The organism is Pseudomonas sp. 008, from assembly GCF_016861935.1.
GTDB lineage: Bacteria > Pseudomonadota > Gammaproteobacteria > Pseudomonadales > Pseudomonadaceae > Aquipseudomonas.
On the sequence record NZ_BOMA01000021.1, the window covers coordinates 24970 to 46459 of the forward strand.

At 59.3% G+C, this 21490-nt stretch carries 24 protein-coding genes; 13 read left to right on the forward strand and 11 right to left on the reverse strand.

What is annotated here, in order from left to right:
• Positions 1-3: 3 nt before the first annotated feature.
• Positions 4-651 (reverse strand): dual specificity protein phosphatase family protein, encoded by a 648-nt coding sequence (locus tag JUI81_RS29925; protein WP_026331798.1) that lies wholly within the window; start codon positions 649-651, stop codon positions 4-6.
• A gap of 255 nt (positions 652-906) precedes the next feature.
• Entirely contained in the window at positions 907-1212 is a 306-nt protein-coding gene (locus JUI81_RS29930; RefSeq protein ID WP_019580285.1) for a hypothetical protein, read from the reverse strand.
• A gap of 242 nt (positions 1213-1454) precedes the next feature.
• Between JUI81_RS29930 and JUI81_RS29935 the strand changes: the two genes are divergently transcribed.
• The 3 genes from JUI81_RS29935 to JUI81_RS29945 all read left to right on the forward strand — a co-directional run bounded on the left by JUI81_RS29935 (position 1455) and on the right by JUI81_RS29945 (position 5145).
• Entirely contained in the window at positions 1455-2513 is a 1059-nt protein-coding gene (locus tag JUI81_RS29935; RefSeq protein ID WP_019580286.1) for a PA0069 family radical SAM protein, read from the forward strand.
• A 243-nt stretch (positions 2514-2756) separates the two neighbouring features.
• Positions 2757-3488, forward strand: a complete 732-nt coding sequence (locus tag JUI81_RS29940) for a carbonic anhydrase (protein ID WP_018927254.1) — start codon at positions 2757-2759, stop codon at positions 3486-3488.
• Positions 3489-3618: 130 nt separating this feature from the next.
• Entirely contained in the window at positions 3619-5145 is a 1527-nt protein-coding gene (locus JUI81_RS29945; protein ID WP_019580287.1) for a SulP family inorganic anion transporter, read from the forward strand.
• A gap of 58 nt (positions 5146-5203) precedes the next feature.
• Here JUI81_RS29945 and JUI81_RS29950 read toward each other — a convergent pair whose 3' ends face one another.
• Entirely contained in the window at positions 5204-5854 is a 651-nt protein-coding gene (locus tag JUI81_RS29950; RefSeq protein ID WP_019580288.1) for a hypothetical protein, read from the reverse strand.
• Between the two features lie 372 nt (positions 5855-6226).
• Between JUI81_RS29950 and coxB the strand changes: the two genes are divergently transcribed.
• The 4 genes from coxB to JUI81_RS29970 all read left to right on the forward strand — a co-directional run bounded on the left by coxB (position 6227) and on the right by JUI81_RS29970 (position 10625).
• A complete protein-coding gene (coxB, locus tag JUI81_RS29955) occupies positions 6227-7354 on the forward strand; it encodes a cytochrome c oxidase subunit II (RefSeq protein WP_019580289.1) in 1128 nt (375 codons plus the stop codon).
• Positions 7355-7436: 82 nt separating this feature from the next.
• Complete coding sequence (ctaD, locus tag JUI81_RS29960; RefSeq protein ID WP_019580290.1) at positions 7437-9029, forward strand: cytochrome c oxidase subunit I; 1593 nt, start codon at positions 7437-7439, stop codon at positions 9027-9029.
• A 117-nt stretch (positions 9030-9146) separates the two neighbouring features.
• Positions 9147-9704: a cytochrome c oxidase assembly protein gene (locus JUI81_RS29965; RefSeq protein ID WP_018927259.1), complete on the forward strand. Its 558-nt coding sequence runs from the start codon at positions 9147-9149 to the stop codon at positions 9702-9704.
• Positions 9705-9737: 33 nt separating this feature from the next.
• Positions 9738-10625 carry a cytochrome c oxidase subunit 3 gene (locus JUI81_RS29970; protein WP_018927260.1) on the forward strand — a complete coding sequence of 296 codons (888 nt, stop codon included), beginning with the start codon at positions 9738-9740 and terminating at the stop codon, positions 10623-10625.
• A 15-nt stretch (positions 10626-10640) separates the two neighbouring features.
• On the opposite strand, the gene JUI81_RS29975 is transcribed toward JUI81_RS29970, so the two are convergent.
• Positions 10641-10844, reverse strand: coding sequence for a twin transmembrane helix small protein (locus JUI81_RS29975; protein ID WP_018927261.1), 204 nt, complete (start codon positions 10842-10844; stop codon positions 10641-10643).
• 70 nt (positions 10845-10914) lie between these two features.
• On the opposite strand from JUI81_RS29975, the gene JUI81_RS29980 reads away from it, so the two are divergent.
• Genes JUI81_RS29980 through JUI81_RS30000 form a run of 5 tightly spaced genes read left to right on the forward strand, consistent with a single transcriptional unit; the run spans position 10915 to position 14823 of the window.
• Positions 10915-11655, forward strand: a complete 741-nt coding sequence (locus JUI81_RS29980; RefSeq protein ID WP_064615678.1) for an SURF1 family protein — start codon at positions 10915-10917, stop codon at positions 11653-11655.
• Complete coding sequence (locus tag JUI81_RS29985) at positions 11621-12214, forward strand: hypothetical protein (RefSeq protein WP_026286508.1); 594 nt, start codon at positions 11621-11623, stop codon at positions 12212-12214. The genes JUI81_RS29980 and JUI81_RS29985 overlap by 35 nt, the downstream gene beginning before the upstream one ends.
• 10 nt (positions 12215-12224) lie before the next feature.
• Complete coding sequence (locus JUI81_RS29990; RefSeq protein WP_204125569.1) at positions 12225-13304, forward strand: heme A synthase; 1080 nt, start codon at positions 12225-12227, stop codon at positions 13302-13304.
• The gene (gene cyoE, locus JUI81_RS29995; RefSeq protein ID WP_018927265.1) at positions 13292-14191 is read left to right on the forward strand and encodes a heme o synthase; all 900 of its coding nucleotides are present in this window, start codon (positions 13292-13294) and stop codon (positions 14189-14191) included. Before JUI81_RS29990 ends, cyoE begins: the two co-directional genes overlap by 13 nt.
• Complete coding sequence (locus JUI81_RS30000; RefSeq protein WP_018927266.1) at positions 14188-14823, forward strand: SCO family protein; 636 nt, start codon at positions 14188-14190, stop codon at positions 14821-14823. The genes cyoE and JUI81_RS30000 overlap by 4 nt, the downstream gene beginning before the upstream one ends.
• A gap of 77 nt (positions 14824-14900) precedes the next feature.
• Here JUI81_RS30000 and JUI81_RS30005 read toward each other — a convergent pair whose 3' ends face one another.
• The 7 genes from JUI81_RS30005 to zur form a co-directional block, all read right to left on the reverse strand.
• Positions 14901-15674, reverse strand: coding sequence for a MetQ/NlpA family ABC transporter substrate-binding protein (locus JUI81_RS30005; RefSeq protein WP_204125570.1), 774 nt, complete (start codon positions 15672-15674; stop codon positions 14901-14903).
• Positions 15675-15752: 78 nt separating this feature from the next.
• The gene (locus tag JUI81_RS30010) at positions 15753-16427 is read right to left on the reverse strand and encodes a methionine ABC transporter permease (RefSeq protein WP_018927268.1); all 675 of its coding nucleotides are present in this window, start codon (positions 16425-16427) and stop codon (positions 15753-15755) included.
• A complete protein-coding gene (locus tag JUI81_RS30015) occupies positions 16427-17434 on the reverse strand; it encodes a methionine ABC transporter ATP-binding protein (protein ID WP_007940716.1) in 1008 nt (335 codons plus the stop codon). Before JUI81_RS30015 ends, JUI81_RS30010 begins: the two co-directional genes overlap by 1 nt.
• Positions 17435-17678: 244 nt before the next feature.
• Positions 17679-18395, reverse strand: coding sequence for a PA5502 family lipoprotein (locus JUI81_RS30020; RefSeq protein WP_019580297.1), 717 nt, complete (start codon positions 18393-18395; stop codon positions 17679-17681).
• Between the two features lie 37 nt (positions 18396-18432).
• Positions 18433-19221 carry a zinc ABC transporter permease subunit ZnuB gene (gene znuB, locus JUI81_RS30025; protein WP_019580298.1) on the reverse strand — a complete coding sequence of 263 codons (789 nt, stop codon included), beginning with the start codon at positions 19219-19221 and terminating at the stop codon, positions 18433-18435.
• The gene (znuC, locus tag JUI81_RS30030; protein ID WP_007940713.1) at positions 19214-19999 is read right to left on the reverse strand and encodes a zinc ABC transporter ATP-binding protein ZnuC; all 786 of its coding nucleotides are present in this window, start codon (positions 19997-19999) and stop codon (positions 19214-19216) included. Before znuC ends, znuB begins: the two co-directional genes overlap by 8 nt.
• Positions 19999-20481, reverse strand: a complete 483-nt coding sequence (zur, locus tag JUI81_RS30035) for a zinc uptake transcriptional repressor Zur (protein ID WP_026286509.1) — start codon at positions 20479-20481, stop codon at positions 19999-20001. Before zur ends, znuC begins: the two co-directional genes overlap by 1 nt.
• A 66-nt stretch (positions 20482-20547) precedes the next feature.
• On the opposite strand from zur, the gene JUI81_RS30040 reads away from it, so the two are divergent.
• Positions 20548-21468, forward strand: a complete 921-nt coding sequence (locus tag JUI81_RS30040) for a zinc ABC transporter substrate-binding protein ZnuA (RefSeq protein WP_028940058.1) — start codon at positions 20548-20550, stop codon at positions 21466-21468.
• The last annotated feature ends 22 nt before the right edge of the window (positions 21469-21490 follow it).

The following is a 21490-nucleotide window of genomic DNA, read 5'->3' on the forward strand; positions in this document are numbered from 1 at the left end:
TACTTACTCGACATGGGCCGAGTTGAACCAACTCTTCATCGAACACATGGCAAACGGACTTGTGCTGCAATCACCATTGGCCAGCGCCGTACGAAGTTTGTCGACATCGGCCTGCATCATGTAGCGAATGCCGTCCTTGAAGTGGGTGCTATCGCCAAAACCGCCCTGAGTCATTTCACTCAGCGCATCTTCCTTACTCCAGCCCTGCACCACCACCCGGTACATCGCCGCCATCAGGCCGGTGCGATCCGAGCCGTGTTTGCAGTGCATAAGCACAGGTCCTTTGGCCTCGGCGCTCTGAATCGTGCGAAGGGCCTTGAGCACATCACTGTCATCCACATGATTGGTGCGGTAGGGCAGCTGTATCTGGGTGATTCCGGGTTTGGACAACCAGCTTGAGTCCGGTTCAGGCAGGAAGTTGATGACGGTGGCGACCTTGAGTTTTTCCAGCAACGGCACCGCCCCCTTGTCCGGCAACGCACTGCGATAGAGGGTCGGGGACATCTGATAGAGGTTGTACTGAACCTCCACCGATTGAGCCCAGTCCGCAGGCCGGGATAGAGCAGCGTCATCAGCGTGGGCCAGCGTCAGGTTGAAAAGTGCGGCCAGCGACAAAAGAAACGTCGCAGGTAGAAGGCGCAGTAGGGACATGCTCAGGCGACCGTGAAGTGGTGGATAAGTGATCGATAGCCTGAACTCGGGACAGTCAAAGACCTGTGAGGGCACTGTCAAAGAATCGTGAATAGAACAGCAAATGCCCGAGGCTGGTTGTCATTCAGATCAGTCAGACTGTCCGACATCGCTAGTTGACTGAGAGACACTATCCGGCAAGACCTTGAGTTAATAGACGCCGATAAAACCAGGCCTGCATGGAGTCTCATGCAGACCTGGCAACAACTATCAACTTCAGGGATTTACGATACTGGAATAAGCCTTGGCCAAGGCCAGCAATTTTGCCTTGTCGTTACCATCGATATCGCCATCACCGTCCACATCGCTGTTAATGGTTTTGATCGTGAAGGACTGACCACCATCGCTGGAAACCGCTGTCACATAGACGGAATCGACCAGCGCCTCTGTCTGCACTTCATTTACCGCCTCCCACCCCAGCTCTTTACGGGCAAGTTGCATCGATACTTGTGCTTCGCGAGGATTGGTTATGCTGGGCGCCAACAGTTGTAAAAAAATACCACGCTGATTAAAAAACGACATGACTAAATCCTTTTAATTAATAATCCACGACAACTTCGTGTGGCGAGGATAGTACTAACAGCCTTTGTAATTGCGCTACTTGATATATATTTCCGGTGATGACAGTTGCGCAATGCGCTTGATCCAGAAACTTGTATGGTTAGTTCCTTTATATAATCTCCGACATTCACTCGCCGAACGGCACTGGCTTGTCGCTTGCCCCCTTGATACTGTATGCACATACAGTCAACGGACTTTTATCGATGAACACGCCTCTGCCACCCCGCGGTCGCGGCACCGCCACCAACCCGCACAACCGTTTCGCACCGAACCGTTCGGTGGCCGAGGATGACGGTTGGTATCAGGAAGCGCCGATCACCCAAGGCACCGAGGTGCGCATCGAGACGGCGAAGACCATCATTACCCGCAACAACTCGCCGGACTTGCCCTTCGACCGCTCGATCAATCCCTATCGTGGCTGCGAGCATGGCTGTATCTATTGCTACGCTCGGCCCAGCCACGCCTACTGGGACATGTCGCCAGGGCTGGATTTCGAAACCAGACTGATCGCCAAGACCAACGCCGCCGATGTGCTGGAAGAACAACTGTCCAAACGCGGCTATCAATGCGCGCCGATCAACCTGGGCTCCAACACCGACCCTTATCAGCCGATCGAGCGTGAACACAAAATCACCCGCAGGACCCTCGAGGTGCTGCTGCGCTATCGCCATCCGGTGACCATCATCACCAAGGGCTCGCTGATTCTGCGCGATCTGGACTTGCTGGCCGAACTCGCCGAACAACGGCTGGTGGCGGTAATGATCAGCCTCACCACTCTGGACGATGAGCTCAAACGCATCCTCGAACCCCGTACGGCTGCGCCCAAGGCACGACTGCGGGCGATCCGGGTAATGCGTGAAGCGGGGATTCCGGTGGGTGTCTTGTGTTCACCGATGATTCCGATGATCAACGACAGCGAACTCGAAAGCCTGCTGACTGAGGCCCATGCGGCCGGAGCGCAAACTGCGGCTTACATGATGTTGCGCCTGCCGCTGGAAGTGGCGCCGCTGTTCGAAGAGTGGCTGGCCGCCCACTATCCTCAGCGTGCAGCTCATGTGTTGAGCCTGATCCGCCAGAGCCGTGGTGGGGAGCTTTACGACAGTCGGTTTGGCGCCCGTATGCGCGGTGAAGGACCATTTGCCGATCTGCTGGCGCAGCGTTTTGCCAAAACCATCAAGCGCCTTGGGCTCAACCGTCGGGAAGGTTTCGATCTGGACTGCAAAGCTTTTTGTCCGCCGGGTCGCCAGATGTCATTGATTTAAGGACAATTGGACCTATGGTGGAGTAGTGAAAAAGGTACGTCGCGTTCAAGCTGGTCATATTTCTTATGACCTGGAACGCACGTTCTAGAGCGTTTGATTCAGTTTGAGTTAAGCTTCGGCCGCTACCTTGTTCATCGAGTGACTGACGGGTCTGCTTTTCGACCTGGATGTTTTTTATACAGCCACTGGCTTCACATCGGACAAAACGGGAAAATTCCCTGACTCCGCCAAAGAGGATGAATCATGAGTGACAAGGATAAACAGCCTTTGGCTGCGTCGGCTTCAGCCCAACCCGAGGCGGAAACCGCCGATGCAGCGCTGCAGCATATCGTTGACGGCTTTTTGCATTTTCATCACGAGATCTTTCCGCAGCAGGAAGAACTCTTCAAAAAACTCGCCACGGCCCAGCGGCCTCGGGCGATGTTCATCGCATGCGCCGATTCGCGCATTGTTCCCGAGCTGATCACCCAAAGCGCCCCCGGCGACCTGTTCGTCACCCGTAACGTCGGCAACGTCGTGCCGCCTTATGGGCAAATGAACGGTGGTGTTTCCACAGCCATCGAATACGCAGTGCTGGCGCTCGGCGTGCAGCACATCATCATCTGTGGCCACTCCGACTGTGGCGCCATGCGCGCGGTACTCAACCCGCAGAGCCTGGAAAAGATGCCGACGGTCAAAGCCTGGCTGCGCCATGCAGAAGTGGCGAAAACCATGGTTCAGGACAACTGCCATTGCTCGAATGAAAGCGAGAGCATGCACATCCTTACCGAAGAGAATGTGATCGCTCAGTTGCAACATTTGCGCACGCACCCGTCGGTGGCCTCGCGCATGGCCAACGGTCAGCTGTTTATCCATGGTTGGGTGTACAACATCGAAACCAGCGAAATCCAGGCTTACGACGCGGATCAGGGTTGTTTCCTGCCGCTCGATGGCAGCCATCCGATTCCGGTGGCGACGCCCAAAGCGCGCTTCTAAATCCTCTTCGTAGCCTGTCTCACAACTACGTTTGCGAGACAGGCCACCAGATCCCTGTGTGGTTTAGCCGAGGCTGCTGATCAAGCAGCCCGGCTTTGCCATGCCTGAAGAAAACCTCGGGAGAGTCACCATGCGTGCCGCTCAATTAAAAGCTGTTCTGCCACGGGAGCTGCTGGCTTCGGTGGTTGTATTTCTGGTTGCCCTGCCTTTGTGCATGGGCATCGCCATAGCCTCCGGGCTGCCACCGGCCAAAGGCCTGATCACCGGCATCATCGGTGGACTGGTGGTTGGCTGGCTTGCCGGTTCACCACTGCAAGTCAGCGGCCCGGCGGCCGGTCTGGCGGTATTGGTGTTCGAACTGGTGCGCCAACATGGAATCGCCATGCTCGGGCCGATCCTGCTACTGGCGGGTTTTCTGCAATTGGTGGCCGGGCGTTTGAAACTGGGTTGCTGGTTTCGGGTCACGGCGCCGGCTGTGGTGTACGGCATGCTCGCCGGCATCGGCGTGTTGATCGTGCTGTCGCAGGTGCATGTAATGCTCGATGCCGTGCCCAAGCCCTCGGGGCTGGATAACCTGGCGGCCTTCCCTGCTGCAGTGATTCAGGCTTTGCCTTCGTTTGGCTGGCAAGCGGGTTTGCTCGGGCTGTCGACCATTGCCGTGATGTGGCTGTGGGAAAAATTCCGCCCGCATTCCCTGCGTTTCGTTCCCGGTGCATTGCTCGGGGTCGGTCTGGCAACGATCGCCAGCCTGGCGCTCGCCTTGCAAGTCAAACGTGTGGAGGTCCCGGCTAACCTCGCGGAGGCCATCGATTGGCTACGCCCGGCGGATCTGCTCAACCTGGCTGACCCAACCCTGCTGATCGCCGCCTTCGCCGTGGCCTTTATCGCCAGCGCCGAAACTCTGCTCTCGGCCGCCGCCGTGGATCGCATGCACAGCGGTCAACGCTCGGACTTCGACCGCGAATTGTCGGCGCAAGGTGTGGGCAACATGTTGTGTGGCCTGCTCGGCGCGCTGCCGATGACCGGGGTGATCGTGCGCAGCTCGGCCAACGTTCAAGCCGGCGCCACCACCCGCCTGTCGACGGTGTTCCATGGCCTGTGGTTGCTGGCTTTCGTGCTGCTGCTATCGAGCGTGCTGCAAAGCATTCCGGTGGCGAGCCTGGCGGGCGTGCTGGTTTACACCGGTTTCAAACTGGTAGACCTCAAGGCCTTTCGCGGTCTGGGCCGTTATGGCCGGATGCCGATGTTCACCTATGCGGCGACCGCACTGGCAATCATCTTCACCGACCTGCTGACCGGTGTGCTGATCGGCTTCGGCCTGACGCTGGCCAAGCTGGCCTGGAAAGCGTCGCGCCTGAAAATCAGCCTGATCGATCTACCGGCGGACGGCGAGATGGAACTGCGACTGGTGGGGGCGGCGACCTTCCTCAAGGTGCCGGCGTTGACCCAGGTGCTGGGGAGCATTCCCGCAGGCGCGACGGTGCATGTGCCGCTCAATAACCTGAGCTACATCGATCACTCGTGCCTTGAGTTGCTGGAGGAGTGGGGCCGGGCCAATGCGGCCAAGGGTTCGAAGCTGTTGATTGAAGCGCGGGGGTTGAAGCGCAGGCTTGAAGGGCGGTTGCGGACCACGACGGGCGTAGGTTCCGCCGGATAGATAACCGTGTGGGAGCGAGCTTGTTCGCTCCCACAGGTATTCGGTTCTTACCGTTGGATCAAGCCGCTGGCTGATCCAGCTCCAGCTCGACACCCAATTGGCGCGACAGGCACGGCCAGCGCTTCCACGCGGCGCCGGTGTCCGGGCTGTTGAGTTTCTCGCGGTAGGCCTCCACCGACTCCAGCGCGAAACTTTCATCGTCAAGCATCTCGTCCACGGCGTGATGCACCGCCTCATCCAGTTGGTTGGCAAATTCCTCGCCAATCAATTGGTGGGCAATCAGGTTGGCGACAGTCATGTCCAAGGGGATCAATGGCTGGCCAAAATGCTTGATGTACAGGTCGTTGACCTCTTCGACCAAGCGGTGCGCCAGATAAGCTTCGTCCAGCAGACTGTCCAGGCCAACGTGACCGGCCATGATCGCCGGCGGCTGGAGGAAGAACTGCTCGGCGATTGTCAGCACCGGCTTGATCTGCGATTCGATGCCCGCTTCCCTGGCGACTTCATTGGCTGCATCCAGCAGGTCTGGCACTTGTTCTATATACGCGGCCACAAAACGCGTCATCACGCCGTTGGCGTCGACATCCGGCAATTGGATGGCGGAGTGAAGGTGCGGCAGTTGGGTTTCCAGCTGACGAGTCAGCAGGCCGGTCTCGGCCTCGTGTTGCAGGGCTTTTTGGATCTGCTCGCGCAATGCGGCGGTGTTCATGAAAACTCCAGGAAACAAAGGCAATGAAATAGGGAAGACATAACTTAGCTGGCTCAGGAAAAAGGCTAAGACGCATTTGTCATAATTATTTCATTCTTGAGACGCCTGCGTTATATCGATTTGCCACCACTCGTCTGCATCCTTCTCCATTCGTGACCTGGAACGCAAGTCCAACCTGTTTCAGCTGATTTACCCCATCGCGTTGCGAGGTGGCAGTCGCTGTCTATACTCGGTTCTGAATGGAGTTAGCTGATGACACCCGACTGCATATGCAGCAAGGCTCGGCGATTCAAGTTCGTGGTCTGAAAAAGCCGCTCCCTTGCCGCAGGCGTTACGCCTACGGGATAACAAGAACGATAAGGGGAACCCGCAATGATGCGACATCCACATGTCTGGATGGGCCTCCTGTTGTGGTCGATTTTCAGTCAGGCGCAAGCGGCCTGGACTGTCAATATGGCGCCTGGAGCGACTGAGATCAGTCACGCAGTATTCGATCTGCACATGACCATTTTCTGGATTTGTGTGGTGATCGGCATCATCGTCTTCGGCGCCATGTTCTGGTCGATGATGATCCACCGCCGCTCGACCGGGCAGGTGGCCGCAAAATTTCATGAAAGCACCACCGTTGAAATCCTCTGGACCATCGTCCCCCTGCTTATCCTGGTGGCCATGGCGGTCCCTGCAACCGCCACACTGATCAAGATGTACGACAACACGGAGCCGGATATCGATATCCAGGTCACCGGCTATCAGTGGAAGTGGCATTACAAATACCTGGGTCAGGACGTCGAATTTTTCAGCAACCTGACTACCCCCGCCGATCAGATCCACAACAAGGAAGCCAAGGGCGAGCATTACTTGCTGGAGGTCGACAAGCCACTGGTGCTGCCGATCGGTGCCAAGGTGCGTTTTCTGGTGACCTCCGCCGACGTCATCCACTCTTGGTGGGTGCCGGCCTTCGCAGTCAAGCGCGATGCGATTCCGGGCTTCGTCAATGAATCCTGGACCCGAGTCGACAAGCCCGGCATCTACCGCGGCCAGTGCGCCGAGCTGTGCGGCAAGGACCACGGCTTCATGCCGATCGTGGTTGAGGTCAAGGAAAAGGCCGACTACGAAAAATGGCTGGGCGAGCGCAAGGCGGAAGCCGCGCAACTCAAAGAGCTGACCAGCAAGGAATGGACCCTCGACGAGCTCAAGGAGCGCGGCGACAAGATCTATCACACCACTTGCGTGGCCTGTCACCAGGCCGAAGGCCAGGGCCTGCCGCCGATGTTCCCGGCACTCAAGGGCTCGAAAATCGCCACCGGGCCGAAAGAAGCTCACCTGAGCCTGGTCTTCCATGGCAAGCCCGGCACCGCCATGGCGGCGTTCGGCAAGCAGCTCTCGGAAGTCGATATCGCGGCGGTCGTGACCTACGAACGTAACGCCTGGGGCAACAACAAAGGCGACATGGTCACCCCTAAAGAAGTGCTGGAGCTGAAACAGGCGGAAAGCAAATGACCCGGTCTATTGCGTACTCAAGGAATCGGTCGGGGCATGACGTCCCGGTTCGCCCAGCCCAGCCGTTTGCAGGAGACAGGACATGACTGTTGTAGTCGATGACCATGTTCATACCGATACCGCCCACGCCCACGGCCCCGCCAAAGGCCTGATGCGCTGGGTGCTGACTACCAACCACAAGGATATCGGCACGCTGTACCTGTGGTTTGCGTTCACCATGTTCCTGCTGGGCGGCTCGTTCGCCATGGTGATTCGTGCCGAGCTGTTCCAGCCGGGGCTGCAAATCGTCCAGCCTGAGTTCTTCAACCAGATGACCACCATGCACGGCTTGGTGATGGTCTTCGGTGCGGTGATGCCGGCCTTTGTCGGCCTCGCCAACTGGATGATCCCGTTGATGATCGGCGCGCCGGACATGGCCCTGCCACGGATGAACAACTTCAGCTTCTGGCTGTTGCCGGCGGCGTTCCTGCTGCTGGTATCGACCCTGTTCACCCCCGGTGGCGGGCCGAACTTCGGTTGGACCTTCTACGCACCGCTGTCGACCACCTACGCGCCGGAAAGCGTGACGTTCTTCATCTTCGCCATCCACTTGATGGGGATCAGTTCGATCATGGGGGCGATCAACGTGATCGCGACCATCCTCAACCTGCGCGCCCCCGGCATGACGTTGATGAAAATGCCGCTGTTCGTCTGGACCTGGCTGATCACCGCGTTCCTGCTGATCGCGGTGATGCCGGTACTGGCCGGCTGCGTGACCATGATGCTGATGGACATCCACTTCGGCACCAGTTTCTTCAGTGCCGCCGGTGGTGGTGATCCGGTGCTGTTCCAGCACGTATTCTGGTTCTTCGGTCACCCCGAGGTGTACATCATGATCCTGCCGGCCTTCGGTGCCGTCAGCTCGATCATTCCGGCGTTCTCGCGCAAGCCGCTGTTTGGCTACACCTCGATGGTCTATGCCACGGCCAGTATTGCGTTCCTGTCATTCATCGTCTGGGCGCACCACATGTTCGTGGTCGGCATTCCGCTGGTGGGCGAGTTGTTCTTCATGTACGCCACGCTGCTGATCGCAGTGCCGACCGGCGTGAAGGTGTTCAACTGGGCCAGCACCATGTGGCAAGGCTCGCTGACCTTCGAGACGCCGATGCTGTTCGCCGTGGCGTTCGTGATCCTGTTCTCCATTGGCGGATTCTCCGGGTTGATGCTGGCCATCGCCCCGGCGGACTTCCAGTACCAGGACACCTACTTCGTGGTCGCGCACTTCCATTACGTGCTGGTGCCGGGGGCGATCTTCGGGATCTTCGCCTCGGCTTACTTCTGGCTGCCGAAGTGGACCGGCCACATGTACGACGAAACCCTCGGCAAGCTGCACTTCTGGCTGTCTTTCATCGGCATGAACATGGCGTTCTTCCCGATGCACTTCGTGGGCCTGGCGGGCATGCCGCGGCGGATTCCGGACTACAACCTGCAATTCGCCGACTTCAACATGGTGTCGTCGATCGGCGCGTTCATGTTTGGTGCCACGCAGATCTTCTTCCTGTTCATCGTGATCAAGACCATTCGCGGCGGCGAGCCGGCACCGGCCAAGCCGTGGGATGGTGCCGAAGGGCTGGAATGGAGCATTCCATCGCCCGCGCCGTATCACACCTTCACCACACCGCCGGAAGTGAAATGAAACGCCTCGGTCCTGTAGGAGCCGGCTTGCTGGCGATGAACGCAGCGCGGTGTGTCAGACACTCCGCCTTCGCTGGCAAGCCAGCTCCTACAGGATATGGCGTAGAGGCTGGAAATAATGGCTGACTCGATCTCGATGAAGAAACTGGTCACCCGCCTGTTACTGGTGGTGGCGGCGATGTTTGTCTTCGGCTTTGCCCTGGTGCCGATCTACGACGTGATGTGCAAGGCATTCGGCATCAATGGCAAAACCGCCGGGCAGTATGAAGGCGAGCAAACGGTCGACGCCTCGCGGCAGGTTCGCGTGCAGTTTCTGTCGACCAACGCTGCTGACATGCCCTGGGATTTCTATCCCAAGACGGATGAGCTGACCGCGCACCCCGGGGCGGTGAACGAGATGATTTTTATCGCCCACAACCCCACCGACCGGCCGATGAGCGCCCAGGCGGTGCCGAGTATCGCGCCGAGTGCAGCTGCGGCGTACTTCCACAAGACCGAATGTTTCTGCTTTACCCAGCAAGTGCTGCAGCCCGGTCAACGCATCGAGATGCCAGTACGGTTCATCGTTGACCGCGACATGCCCAAGGATGTGAAGCACCTGACGCTGTCCTACACGCTGTTCGATATCACCGCACGTCATCCGCCCGTGGCTGTTGCAGCAAGCACAGGTGGCTAGGCGTTAAAGCGTGCCCGATAAGGAGAACAATAAATGGCAACTCATGAACATTATTACGTTCCAGCCCAGAGCAAATGGCCGATCATCGCCACGATCGGCATGCTGGTCACGGTGTTCGGCCTGGGCACCTGGTTCAACGACCTGAAGGCTGCGCGGCCAGAATCCCATGGCCCGCTGATCTTTTTCGTCGGCGGACTGCTGCTGGCCTACATGCTGTTCGGCTGGTTCGGGACGGTGGTCAAGGAGAGTCGCGCGGGGTTGTACAGCCCGCAACTCGACCGCTCGTTCCGCTGGGGCATGAGCTGGTTCATTTTCTCGGAGGTGATGTTCTTCCTGGCCTTTTTCGGTGCGCTGTTTTATGTGCGCAACATCGCGGGCCCGGCACTGGGTGGTGAAGGCACCAAAGGCATCGCCCACATGCTGTGGCCGACGTTCGAGTTCACCTGGCCGCTGCTGAACAACCCGGACTCGAAACTCTTTCCTCCCCCCAAGGAAGTCATCAGCCCCTGGGGTCTGCCGCTGCTCAACACCGTACTGCTGGTGAGTTCCAGCGTCACCGTGACCATCGCTCACCACGCCTTGAAGAAAGGCCATCGCGGGGCGCTGAAAATCTGGCTGGCGCTGACCGTGTTGCTCGGTTGCGGCTTCCTGGGCTTTCAAGCCAAAGAATACCTGCACGCCTACCACGAGCTGGGCTTGACCCTCGGCTCCGGCATCTACGGCGCAACGTTCTTCATGCTCACCGGTTTCCACGGTGCCCACGTGACCATCGGCACCATCATTCTGTTCGTGATGCTGATGCGCATCATGCGCGGGCACTTCAATGCAGACCACCATTTCGGCTTCGAGGCGGCGACCTGGTACTGGCACTTTGTGGATGTGGTGTGGATCGGGTTGTTCGTTTTCGTCTACGTACTTTGAGCCTGGCACTCATGACTACCAAGGCACGTGGGACACCAGCTGGCCGCTGAAAAAACCCCAGGCGATCAAGCCGACAGTAATGGCGGCCAGCGCAACACGAATACTCAAGGCGATGACCAGGCGATTCGAGCTGCTGTCGTCCTTGACCAGAAAAAACAGGCCGCTGAACAGGCTGACAACCGTGGCAATCAGCATCAGGACGATGGCTGCTTTGAGCATGGTGACACTCCGGGGGACAGGCGATGCATGTGAGTATAGCTATCGCGATGACCGACTTTCTGGCGACGCCATGAAGCGCTTCCGGCTGGGCCTCGTGCCGACTCTGGTGGTCGCGGTGCTGCTGCCCTTGCTGGTGTCACTCGGCTTCTGGCAGTTGAGCCGGGGCGCGGAGAAAAGCGCGCTGCTGCAAAATTACGCCGAGCGCCGGGCGGCCGAACCGATGGCCAGCACCGAACTGCAACACACCGAAGATCCGGCCTTTCGCCGGGTTCGCCTGCACGGCCAGTTCGATGCCGAACACAGCCTGCTGCTGGATAACCGGCAGCGCGACGGCAAGGTCGGGGTCGAGCTGTTACAACCGTTTCAGGATCAGGCCACCGGGCTCTGGCTGCTGGTCAATCGCGGCTGGCTGCCGTGGCCGGATCGGCGTACCCCGCCGTCATTCACCACACCGACTCAGGTGTTGAGCCTCGACGCCTGGGTCTACGTCTCCCCCGGCGCAACGTTCCAGTTGCACGCCGACCCCAACACCACGACCTGGCCACAACTGATCACCGCCGTTGAACCGGCCAGGTTATGGACGGCGCTTGAACGTGACGGTTTCGCCTACGAATTACGCGCGCAAAGTGGCCCTGCGACCTACCGCACCGATTGGCCGGTGGTGGCCATGGGGCCGGAAAAGCACCTGGCTTACGCCGTGCAGTGGTTCGCCCTGGCGATCGCGCTGTTCGGCCTTTATCTCTATCTCGGATGGCACAACGCAAAGGAGAACAATAATGGGAGTGGCCATGAATCCACCCGGCATGTCTGAGGCGAAAACACCGGTGAATCGGCGGCGCGGACGCTTGCAGTTGTTGCTGATTTTATTGGGGGTGATCGGTCCAATGATCCTCGCCACCGGCATGTACAAATTGCAGTTCTGGGTGCCCGAAGGCCGCAGTTATCACGGTGAACTGATCGGCAACGGCCAGACTCGCGCCGACATTGGCGTACAAGCGCAAGAAGAACGCTGGCAGTTGCTGGTGACGGCACCCAAGGACTGCTCGGTGGACTGCCAGCAGCTGGTTTATCTGGCGCGGCAGATCCAGATCGGCCTCGGTCGCGATGCTGCCCGTGCCAGCCATGCACTGGCCATCGCGCAGCCGCTGAACAGCGATTACGAGACTAAACTTCAACGCGAGTACCCACAGTTGCAACGCTATTCATTGGACCTGCCGTCCTACATCAAAGGCGCGCAGAGCAATGACACGCCGCACCTGTGGATCATCGACCCTCACGGCAATCTGGTGCTGCGTTACGACCCGACGGTGAAGGGCAAGGACCTGCTCAACGACCTGCGCCACCTGCTGAAACTGTCGAACATCGGATAAGGGCATCGTCATGGCCAAACCTGGATTTCGCCTCGCGCTGTTTGCCACCTTGCTGGCACTGATTGTGGTGTTGCTCGGCGCTTACACACGCCTGACCCACGCCGGCCTCGGCTGCCCGGACTGGCCCGGCTGCTACGGTTTTATCAGCGTGCCGCAAAGCGAAGCCCAACTGGCTCATGCCGAACTGCATTTTCCAGACACCCCGGTGGAAGCCCACAAGGGCTGGAACGAAATGGTCCATCGCTACTTCGCCGGCACGCTGGGGCTGCTGATCGCGGTGCTGGCGGGCCGCGCCTGGGTCCATCGTCATCATCCGGGGCAGCCGGTGAAGTTGCCGCTGTTCCTGCTGGCGTTGGTCATTGGCCAAGCGGCTTTCGGCATGTGGACGGTGACACTCAAGCTTTGGCCGCAAGTGGTCACCGGGCATTTGCTCGGCGGATTTGCGACCTTGAGCCTGTTGTTTCTGCTGACCTTGCGCCTGTCCGGCGTATTGCCGGCGCTGACCGTGCCTCGACGTTTGCAATACTGGGCAACCGCCGGCTTGTTGTTGGTGATCCTGCAAATTGCTCTCGGTGGCTGGGTCAGCTCCAATTACGCGGCGGTAGCCTGCATCGACTTTCCGACCTGCCACGGCCAATGGCTGCCACCGGCTGATTTCGCCAACGGTTTTCACCTGACCCAACACATCGGCCCGAATTATCTGGGCGGGCAACTGGACAGCGATGCCCGCACCGCGATTCACCTGACTCACCGCATCGGCGCGTTACTGGTCACCTTTGTTCTGCTCGGTCTGGCCTGGCAACTGAAGGTCGTCGGCATGACGCGCCTGGCCGTCATGGTGCTGATCGCCCTTGCCGCACAAATCACCCTGGGCATCAGCAACGTGGTGTTCCACTTGCCGCTGCCGGTGGCCGTCGCCCACAACGCCGGCGGTGCGGCGCTGTTGCTGACGATGGTGCTGGTCAATTATCACGCGCGAACCAGCCTGGTTCGGGTCAAGCATCAGCCCCCTCGGCGCTGGCGTTTCAGCCCGCGTAAACACTCGGCCGGGCCCATAACAATAAAAGGAGAGATGCCATGGCGACTCTGATCGGCGAACGTCACAGTCAGGCCATCTGGCGAGACTACCTGGAACTGACCAAGCCGAAAGTGGTGGTGCTGATGCTCATCACCTCGCTGGTCGGCATGTTCCTCGCGACCCGCGCCGGGGTGCCATGGACGGTGCTGGTATTCGGCAATCTGGGGATCGCCCTGTGTGCCGGCGGGGCGGCGGCGGTCAATCATGTGGTGGACCGGCGCATCGACGCGGTCATGGCCCGGACCCACAAACGGCCCCTGGCCGAAGGCCGGGTGTCTCCAGCCGCTGCGCTGACCTTCGCCCTGATACTGGCAATGCTCGGTCAGGCCTTGTTGCTGACTTTCACCAACCCGCTGACAGCATGGCTGACCCTCGCCTCCTTGCTCGGTTATGCCGTGGTCTATACCGGTTTCCTGAAACGCGCGACGCCGCAGAACATCGTCATCGGCGGCCTCGCCGGAGCTGCCCCGCCACTGCTCGGCTGGACCGCCGCCACCGGTCATGTCGGCGCCGAACCATTGTTGCTGGTGCTGATCATCTTCGCCTGGACCCCGCCGCACTTCTGGGCGCTGGCGATTCACCGCAAGGAGGAATACGCCAAGGCTGACATTCCGATGCTGCCGGTGACCCATGGCGAGCACTACACCAAAGTCCACATCCTGCTTTATACCTTTGCGTTGCTGGCCGTCAGCCTGATGCCCTACGTGATCCACATGAGCGGCGTGCTCTACCTGATGTGTGCCCTTTTACTGGGTGCAAGGTTTCTGCAATGGGCCGTGGTGCTGTACCGTGGCACTCGACCGCACGCGGCGATCAACACGTTCAAGTACTCTATCTACTACTTATTCCTGCTGTTTATCGCGCTGCTCGTAGACCACTACTTACTGTTGATCCTATGACTCGAACCCAGAAAACCGTCTTCATCCTCGTTGCCCTGATCGCGCTGATCCTGGGCCTGACCGTCAATAAAGTACTGACCGGGAAAAACCAGGGCGACCCGACGGCGCTGATCGATGCAGGGATCATCTTGCTGCCCCAAAGCCGCAATCTGCCGGACGTGAAGATGACCGATCAGGACGGCAAGCCAGTGGCGGTCAACGAACTGAAAGGCAAGTGGAGTTTGCTGTTCTTCGGCTACACCTTCTGCCCGGACATCTGCCCGACCACCCTCGCCCAGCTGCGGCAGATCAAGAGTGAACTGCCGGCGGATGCGGTGAACAAGTTGCAGGTCATCCTGGTCAGCGTCGACCCGAACCGCGATACGCCCAAGCAACTCAAGCAGTACCTGGGCTACTTCGATCCGCAATTCATCGGGCTGACCGCAGCCTCGGTCGAAGACCTTCAGAAAATGGCCAACGCGGTGAGCATTCCGTTCATTCCGGCGGACACCAGCAAGCCGAACTACACCGTCGACCACAGCGGCAACCTCGCGGTGATCGGACCGGACGGAACTCAACGCGGGTTCATTCGTGCGCCGTTGAATAACCAGAAACTGGTGGCGCAGTTGCCGGTGATGCTCAACCGTCAATAAGCACCACAGGTACGGTGTTTCAGGCAAAAAAATGGGGCGCATTCAATGCGCCCCATTTTTTTCGTTAAAGCTTCAGATCAGAACGCCGGCAATACCGCGCCTTTGTACTTCTCGAGAATGAAGGCTTTCACTTCCGGGCTGTGCAGGGCAGCAACCAGTTTCTGCATTGCCGCGCTGTCCTTGTCGTCCGGACGGGCAACGAGGATGTTCACGTACGGCGAGTCGCTGCCTTCGATGACCAGCGCGTCCTTGGACGGATCGAGCTTGGCTTCCAGCGCGTAGTTGGTGTTGATCAGCGCCAGATCGACCTGAGTCAGCACGCGCGGGATGGTCGCGGCTTCCAGTTCACGGAATTTCAGGTCCTTGGTGTTCTCGGTGATGTCCTTGACGGTCGACAGGATGTTGTTCGAATCCTTCAACTTGATCAGGCCAGCCTTCGCCAGCAGCAACAGCGCACGGCCGCCGTTGGTGGCGTCGTTCGGGATCACCACGTTGGCGCCGCCCGGCAGCTCTTCCAGTTTCTTGTACTTGCTGGAGTAAGCGCCCAGCGGCTCCAGGTGCACACCGGCAACGCTGACGAGGTTAGTGCCCTTGGCCTTGTTGAATTCATCCAGGTACGGTTGGTGCTGGAAGAAGTTGGCGTCCAGACGCTTCTCGGCCACCTGTACGTTCGGCTGGATGTAGTCGGTGAAGACTTTGACTTTCAGGTCCACGCCTTCTTTGGCCAGGGCCGGTTTAACGAACTCGAGGATTTCCGCGTGGGGCACCGGGGTGGCCGCAACGGTCAGGGTGTCGGCAGCGTGGGCGGAAAAGGCTGCAACGGCAGCGAATGCGACGAGTAGTTTTTTCATTCAGCTAACTCCTTGTGAGGCGCCCGTTTGGCGCCTGCCAGCGAATGGCCGGCTCATGTCTTAAGTGACGAAAACTGTTTATTTGCGGGAGAAATGAACCACCAGCTTGTCGCCGACGGTTTGCAGCACTTGAACCAGCACCAGCAGCAACACCACGGTGACCACCATCACGTCGGTCTGGAAACGCTGGTAACCGAAACGGATCGCCAGGTCGCCCAAGCCGCCAGCGCCGACCACACCGGCCATCGCTGTGTAGGACACCAGTGTAATCGCTGTCACCGTAATCGCCGCGAAGATGCCCGGGCGGGCTTCCGGCAGCAAGGCGTTGGTGATGATCTGACGGGTCGTCGCGCCCATCGCCTGGGTCGCTTCGATGATGCCGCGATCCACTTCACGCAGGGCGGTTTCCACCAGTCGCGCGAAGAACGGCGTAGCGCCCACCACCAACGGTGGGATCGCACCGGCGACACCGAGGGAAGTGCCGGTAATCAATACGGTGAACGGAATCATCACGATCAGCAGAATGATGAACGGCAGCGAACGCAGAATGTTCACCACCAGCGACAGCATCGCGTAAACGCCTTTGGCTTCCAATAACTGACGCGGGCTGCACAAGAACAACAGCACGCCCAACGGCAACCCCAGCAGCACGGTGAACAACAGCGAACCGCCAAGCATCAGCAGGGTGTCGCCGGTGGCCAGCCAGATTTCGTACCAGTCGATATTGGAAAAGAAACTCATCAGGACTTCCATCAGCGCAGCACCTCCATGTGGACATCAGCTGCGGTGAAGTGAGCAAACGCCGCTTCCATGTCGCCACCGGTGACGGCCAGGGTCAATTGGCCGTAGGGAACCTCTTTGATGCGATCGATACGACCGGCCAGGATGCTGTAGTCCACGCCCGTTTCCCGGGCGACGGTACCCAGCAATGGTGCGTAGGTCGCTTCGCCCTGGAAGGTCAGACGTACGATGCGGCCCGGTACGTGAGCGAAGTCGTCGCGCTGTTCGTTCTCGTCGATCTGCTCGTCTTCCTGGACGAAGCGCTTGGTGGTCGGGTGCTTGGGATGCAGGAACACCTCGGCCACCGAACCTTGCTCGACGATCACACCGGCATCCATCACCGCCACCTGATCGCAGACTCGACGGATCACATCCATCTCGTGGGTGATCAGGACGATGGTCAGCTTCAGCTCGCGATTGATCTCGGCCAGCAATTGCAAAACCGACGCCGTGGTCTGCGGGTCGAGGGCACTGGTGGCTTCGTCGCACAGCAAAATTTTCGGCTTGGTTGCCAGGGCGCGGGCGATGCCGACACGCTGCTTCTGACCACCGGACAGTTGCGCCGGGTATTTTTTCGCATGGTCGGCCAGGCCAACCCGTGCCAGCAATTGCGCCACACGCTGGTCGATTTCGCTACGCGACAGCTCACCGGCGAGGGTCAGCGGCAGCGCAACGTTATCGGCCACGGTCTTGGACGCCAGCAAGTTGAAGTGCTGGAAAATCATCCCGACCTGCTGACGGAAACGTCGCAGGCCGTTGGCATCCAGCGCCGTGACTTCTTCACCATCGACGATGATCTTGCCGCCACTGGAGTTTTCCAGGCGATTGATCAGGCGCAGCAGGGTACTTTTTCCCGCACCGGAATGGCCGATCAGGCCAAAGACCTGACCGTTCTCAATCGTCAGACTGGTCGGATGCAGGGCGGGAATATCCTTACCGGCGACGCGGTAAGTTTTGTGGACGTTTTGAAACTCGATCACGTAGCGAACCTTGTGGGGCGCGTTAGAAAAGGATCAGCGGTTAGCCGGGCGCGCATTTTAGCCTGTCCGTATAGAGGTTCTTAGCATTTATTTCGCCTTCAACCAGCGATTTGGCAATAAGGCGATCAAAGGTAGGAACCTGGGACCAAGGCAATTGCGGCCTGATGCATCTAGAAAAGCAAAAGATCGCAGCCTGCGCTAACTCCTAGACGGTCCGGAGCTGCTGCAGGCTGCGATCTTTTCTTTATGGCTTGCGAGGACTCAAAACCATCTGCGCCGGAATATTACGCAGAATCTGTTTCTCCAGCTTCAGATCAAACTCCGAATCCAGCTTCTTCACCCGTTTGGTCAGCAAGGTGGCCAACCATGGGTAATCCTGGGTACGGGGAGCCTGAATGCTCACGTCGCACTGATAATTCACCACATCAGCGGCGATAGCATCGAGTTGACGACGAAGTTTGCTCATATCGGTGAGGTTCAATGCCACCGTCGTGCTTTCAGCCGTCGGGTCGATCACTTTGGCCTGCGGTTTGGCTTCGGCAGCCTTGAGGGCCGCTTCGGCTTTATCCAGTTCAGCCTTACGTGCATGAACGATGGCATTGTTAACGCCACCGGTCAGCGCCGGGGCCTTGGGCATCAATACCCGGGCACGGCTGAGGGCAGTGGCCGCGGCATTCACATCACCTTTTTGCAACACGATCTGGCTGCGCAGTAAATAGGCTTCGGCCAATTGCCGCTGGTATTGCTCAAGGGATTGATCGTTGGGCGACTCGGCCTGCAAGGCCGCCAATTGATCCTCGGCGGTGGCCAGCTCGCTGCTGGCCAGGCTTTGTTCCAGTTGTGCAATAGCCGTGGCCCGTGCATCGGGGGCCTCGGTGGCCGCCGGCGGCGTGCTTTGGCAAGCACCCAGTAGCAGCGAAAATGCGACAAGGAGCAGATAACGGGAGGCGAACGGCTTCATTCCTGCGACTCTCTATTTGCGCAAAAAACGAGCAAGTCTACACCCCTCGGCGGGGCAGGACAAAACTCAGCAGAAACAACGCGGCGGCCGCCACCACAATCGACGGGCCAGCCGGGGTGTCCTTGAACCAGGACAACGCCAGCCCGCCACACACCGCGAGCATGCCCAGCAGGCTCGCGCCCAGTGCCATCTGCTCCGGCGAGCGGGCGTGACGCTGTGCCGCAGCCGCCGGAATAATCAGTAACGAAGTAATCAGCAACACGCCGACGATTTTCATCGCCACCGCGATCACCACGGCGATCAGCAACATCAGGACCAGACGCAACGCCGCCACCGGCAAACCTTCCACCCTGGCCAGTTCTTCATGCACGGTGATCGCCAGCAAGGGTCGCCACAGCGTGACAAGCAATACCAGCACCGCCGCGCTGCCGCCGAGGATCCAGGCCAGATCGGTCGGGCTGATCGCCAGCAGGTCGCCAAACAGATAGGCCATCAGGTCGATCCGCACTTCATGCATGAAGCTTAGTACCACCAGGCCCAGGGAGAGCGTGCTCGGTGCGAGAATTCCCAACAGCGTGTCAGACGCCAATGGCTGCCGCTGTTGCAGCGTCACCAGCAACACTGCCAGCAACAGGCAGCCTACGGTGACAGCCACGGTCGGGCTGACATCCAGCAGAAAGCCCAGCGCCACACCCAGCAGCGCGGCGTGGGACAGGGTGTCGCCAAAATAAGCCATGCGCCGCCAGACCACGAACGAACCCAGCGGACCCGCGACCAACGCCAAGGCCAGACCTGCAAGCAGGGCGAAAAGCAGAAAATCAGCCATGCTTGCAGCTATCTCCATGAACGTGGGTATGGGCCGACGGGGTCGCAATGACCACCGAGCCATGCAGGTCGTGAGCGTGGTCGTGATGATGGTGATAAATCGCCAGACTTTGTGCGTTCTTTCCGAACAGTTCGACGAACGCGGGATCGCCGCTGACCTGCTCGGGATGCCCGGAGCAGCAGACATGGCGATTCAGGCACACCACCTGGTCGGTGGTGCTCATCACCAGATGCAAATCGTGAGAGACCATCAATACGCCGCAGCCATGACGGTCGCGCAGGCGTGTGATCAGGCTATAGAGCTCGGCTTGACCGGCCACGTCGACGCCTTGTACCGGCTCATCGAGCACCAGCAACTCCGGCTCGCGCAGCAATGCCCGGGCCAGCAGTACTCGCTGCATTTCGCCACCGGAAACACTTTGTACCGGGCTGTCGATCACCTGCTCGGCGCCGACTTCCTTGAGGGCGGCCAAGGCCCGAGCGCGGTCCACGCCAGGGACCAGACGCAAGAAACGCAGCACTGATAGCGGCAGGGTTGGATCGACATGGAGTTTTTGCGGCATGTAACCGACGCGCAACTTCGGCTTGCGCCAGACGCTGCCGCTGTCCGGCTTCAACAGACCGAGCACCGCGCGCACCAGCGTGGTTTTACCGGCGCCATTAGGGCCGATCAGGGTAACGATCTGCCCCGGCTCGACGCTCAGTTCGATGTTATCCAGCACGTTTTGCCCGGCAAAAGTGACGGCCACCTGCTCAAGACGGATCAGCGCATTGCTCATTAAGCCCCCTGGCAACCCGAGCAGAGACCGATGACTTCAACGGTCTGGGCCTCGACAATAAATCCGACGTCCCTGGCACTGCCGACGATCGCGTCGCTGATGGACTTCTGTTCAAGCTCGATGGCGGCGTGGCATTGGCGGCAAATCAGGAACTGGCCTTGGTGAGCGTGTTCCGGGTGATTGCAGCCGACGAAGGCGTTCAGCGAGGAGATGCGGTGTACCAGGCCGTTTTCCAGCAGAAAATCCAGCGCGCGATACACGGTCGGCGGCGCAGCACGGCGGCCGTCCTGCTCGCTGAGCACCGCCAGAATGTCGTAGGCACCCAGCGGTTTATGGCTTTGCCAGACCAGTTCCAGCACCCGCCGGCGCAAAGCGGTCAGGCGTAGCCCCTGACGTGCGCACAAGGCATCGGCCTCAGACAATGCGCTATGGACGCAATGAGAGTGGTCGTGGGGACGACTGGCAATCGGTGTTTTAGGCATGAGCGGCGACGAGTGTTGTGAGAGACGTTATTATGTTACCCGTTCTCGCCTCTTCGAGTGGTCATCGTGTCCCGACTTTTTTCTATCTTTGTCGCATTTGTCGCAAGTTTTCTGCTGATCGGTTCAGCCCAGGCCGAAGTCAACGTCCTTACCAGCATCAAGCCGCTGCAGCTGATTGCTGCTGCGGTACAGGAGGGTGTGGCGATTCCGGAAGTGTTGCTGCCGCCCGGGGCATCACCGCATAACTATGCCTTGCGCCCATCCGACGTACGGAAGGTGCAGTCGGTAGACCTGGTTTACTGGATCGGTCCGGACATGGAAGGTTTCCTGCCTCGCGTACTGAAAGGTCGTACGCTACCCAGCGTCGCAGTACAGGATTTGCCTGGCCTGAAACTGCGACATTTCGCCGAAGACAGCCACTCCCACGCCGAAGAAGCCGACGAGCATGACCACGATCATCGCCCTGGCAGCCTCGATGCGCACTTGTGGTTGTCACCGATCAACGCCCGAGTGATCGCCAGCAAAATGGCGGCCGATCTAAGTGCAGCCGATCCGGCTAACGCGGCGCGCTATCAGAGCAACCTCAAAGCCTTCGATGAACGCCTGGATGCCCTGGACCTACGCCTGAAGGCTCGCCTGGCAGGGATCGCGAACAAGCCTTACTTCGTGTTCCACGAAGCCTTCGACTACTTCGAAGACGCCTACGGCCTCAAACACGCCGGTGTGTTCAGTGTCGCCGCCGAAGTGCAGCCCGGTGCCCAGCATGTCGCGGCGATGCGTACGCGGTTGCAGGAAGTCGGCAAAACTTGCGTATTCAGCGAACCGCCGCTGCGTCCGCGCCTGGCAGAAACCCTGGTGGCCGGGCTACCGGTGAAACTGGCGGAGCTGGATGCATTGGGCGGATACACACCAGCGACTGCCCAAGGGTATGAGCAGGTGCTGGAAAAGTTGGGGAATGATTTGGCCGGGTGCCTGGAGTCGTTGTAAGCGGGAAGTTTGGTGGTGAATC

Excerpts from the sequence above, each read along its gene's own strand:
- zur (WP_026286509.1), bottom strand. The coding sequence starts at position 20,481 with ATGCCTAAAACACCGATTGCCAGTCGTCCCCACGACCACTCTCATTGC.
- JUI81_RS29925 (WP_026331798.1), bottom strand. The coding sequence starts at position 651 with ATGTCCCTACTGCGCCTTCTACCTGCGACGTTTCTTTTGTCGCTGGCC.
- JUI81_RS29930 (WP_019580285.1), bottom strand. The coding sequence starts at position 1,212 with ATGTCGTTTTTTAATCAGCGTGGTATTTTTTTACAACTGTTGGCGCCC.
- JUI81_RS29980 (WP_064615678.1), top strand. The coding sequence starts at position 10,915 with ATGAAGCGCTTCCGGCTGGGCCTCGTGCCGACTCTGGTGGTCGCGGTG.
- JUI81_RS29970 (WP_018927260.1), top strand. The coding sequence starts at position 9,738 with ATGGCAACTCATGAACATTATTACGTTCCAGCCCAGAGCAAATGGCCG.
- JUI81_RS29950 (WP_019580288.1), bottom strand. The coding sequence starts at position 5,854 with ATGAACACCGCCGCATTGCGCGAGCAGATCCAAAAAGCCCTGCAACAC.
- znuB (WP_019580298.1), bottom strand. The coding sequence starts at position 19,221 with ATGGCTGATTTTCTGCTTTTCGCCCTGCTTGCAGGTCTGGCCTTGGCG.
- ctaD (WP_019580290.1), top strand. The coding sequence starts at position 7,437 with ATGACTGTTGTAGTCGATGACCATGTTCATACCGATACCGCCCACGCC.
- JUI81_RS29935 (WP_019580286.1), top strand. The coding sequence starts at position 1,455 with ATGAACACGCCTCTGCCACCCCGCGGTCGCGGCACCGCCACCAACCCG.
- JUI81_RS30020 (WP_019580297.1), bottom strand. The coding sequence starts at position 18,395 with ATGAAGCCGTTCGCCTCCCGTTATCTGCTCCTTGTCGCATTTTCGCTG.
- JUI81_RS30000 (WP_018927266.1), top strand. The coding sequence starts at position 14,188 with ATGACTCGAACCCAGAAAACCGTCTTCATCCTCGTTGCCCTGATCGCG.
- JUI81_RS30010 (WP_018927268.1), bottom strand. The coding sequence starts at position 16,427 with ATGGAAGTCCTGATGAGTTTCTTTTCCAATATCGACTGGTACGAAATC.
- JUI81_RS29965 (WP_018927259.1), top strand. The coding sequence starts at position 9,147 with ATGGCTGACTCGATCTCGATGAAGAAACTGGTCACCCGCCTGTTACTG.
- coxB (WP_019580289.1), top strand. The coding sequence starts at position 6,227 with ATGATGCGACATCCACATGTCTGGATGGGCCTCCTGTTGTGGTCGATT.
- znuC (WP_007940713.1), bottom strand. The coding sequence starts at position 19,999 with ATGAGCAATGCGCTGATCCGTCTTGAGCAGGTGGCCGTCACTTTTGCC.
- JUI81_RS29975 (WP_018927261.1), bottom strand. The coding sequence starts at position 10,844 with ATGCTCAAAGCAGCCATCGTCCTGATGCTGATTGCCACGGTTGTCAGC.
- JUI81_RS29945 (WP_019580287.1), top strand. The coding sequence starts at position 3,619 with ATGCGTGCCGCTCAATTAAAAGCTGTTCTGCCACGGGAGCTGCTGGCT.
- JUI81_RS29940 (WP_018927254.1), top strand. The coding sequence starts at position 2,757 with ATGAGTGACAAGGATAAACAGCCTTTGGCTGCGTCGGCTTCAGCCCAA.
- cyoE (WP_018927265.1), top strand. The coding sequence starts at position 13,292 with ATGGCGACTCTGATCGGCGAACGTCACAGTCAGGCCATCTGGCGAGAC.
- JUI81_RS30005 (WP_204125570.1), bottom strand. The coding sequence starts at position 15,674 with ATGAAAAAACTACTCGTCGCATTCGCTGCCGTTGCAGCCTTTTCCGCC.
- JUI81_RS29985 (WP_026286508.1), top strand. The coding sequence starts at position 11,621 with ATGGGAGTGGCCATGAATCCACCCGGCATGTCTGAGGCGAAAACACCG.
- JUI81_RS29990 (WP_204125569.1), top strand. The coding sequence starts at position 12,225 with ATGGCCAAACCTGGATTTCGCCTCGCGCTGTTTGCCACCTTGCTGGCA.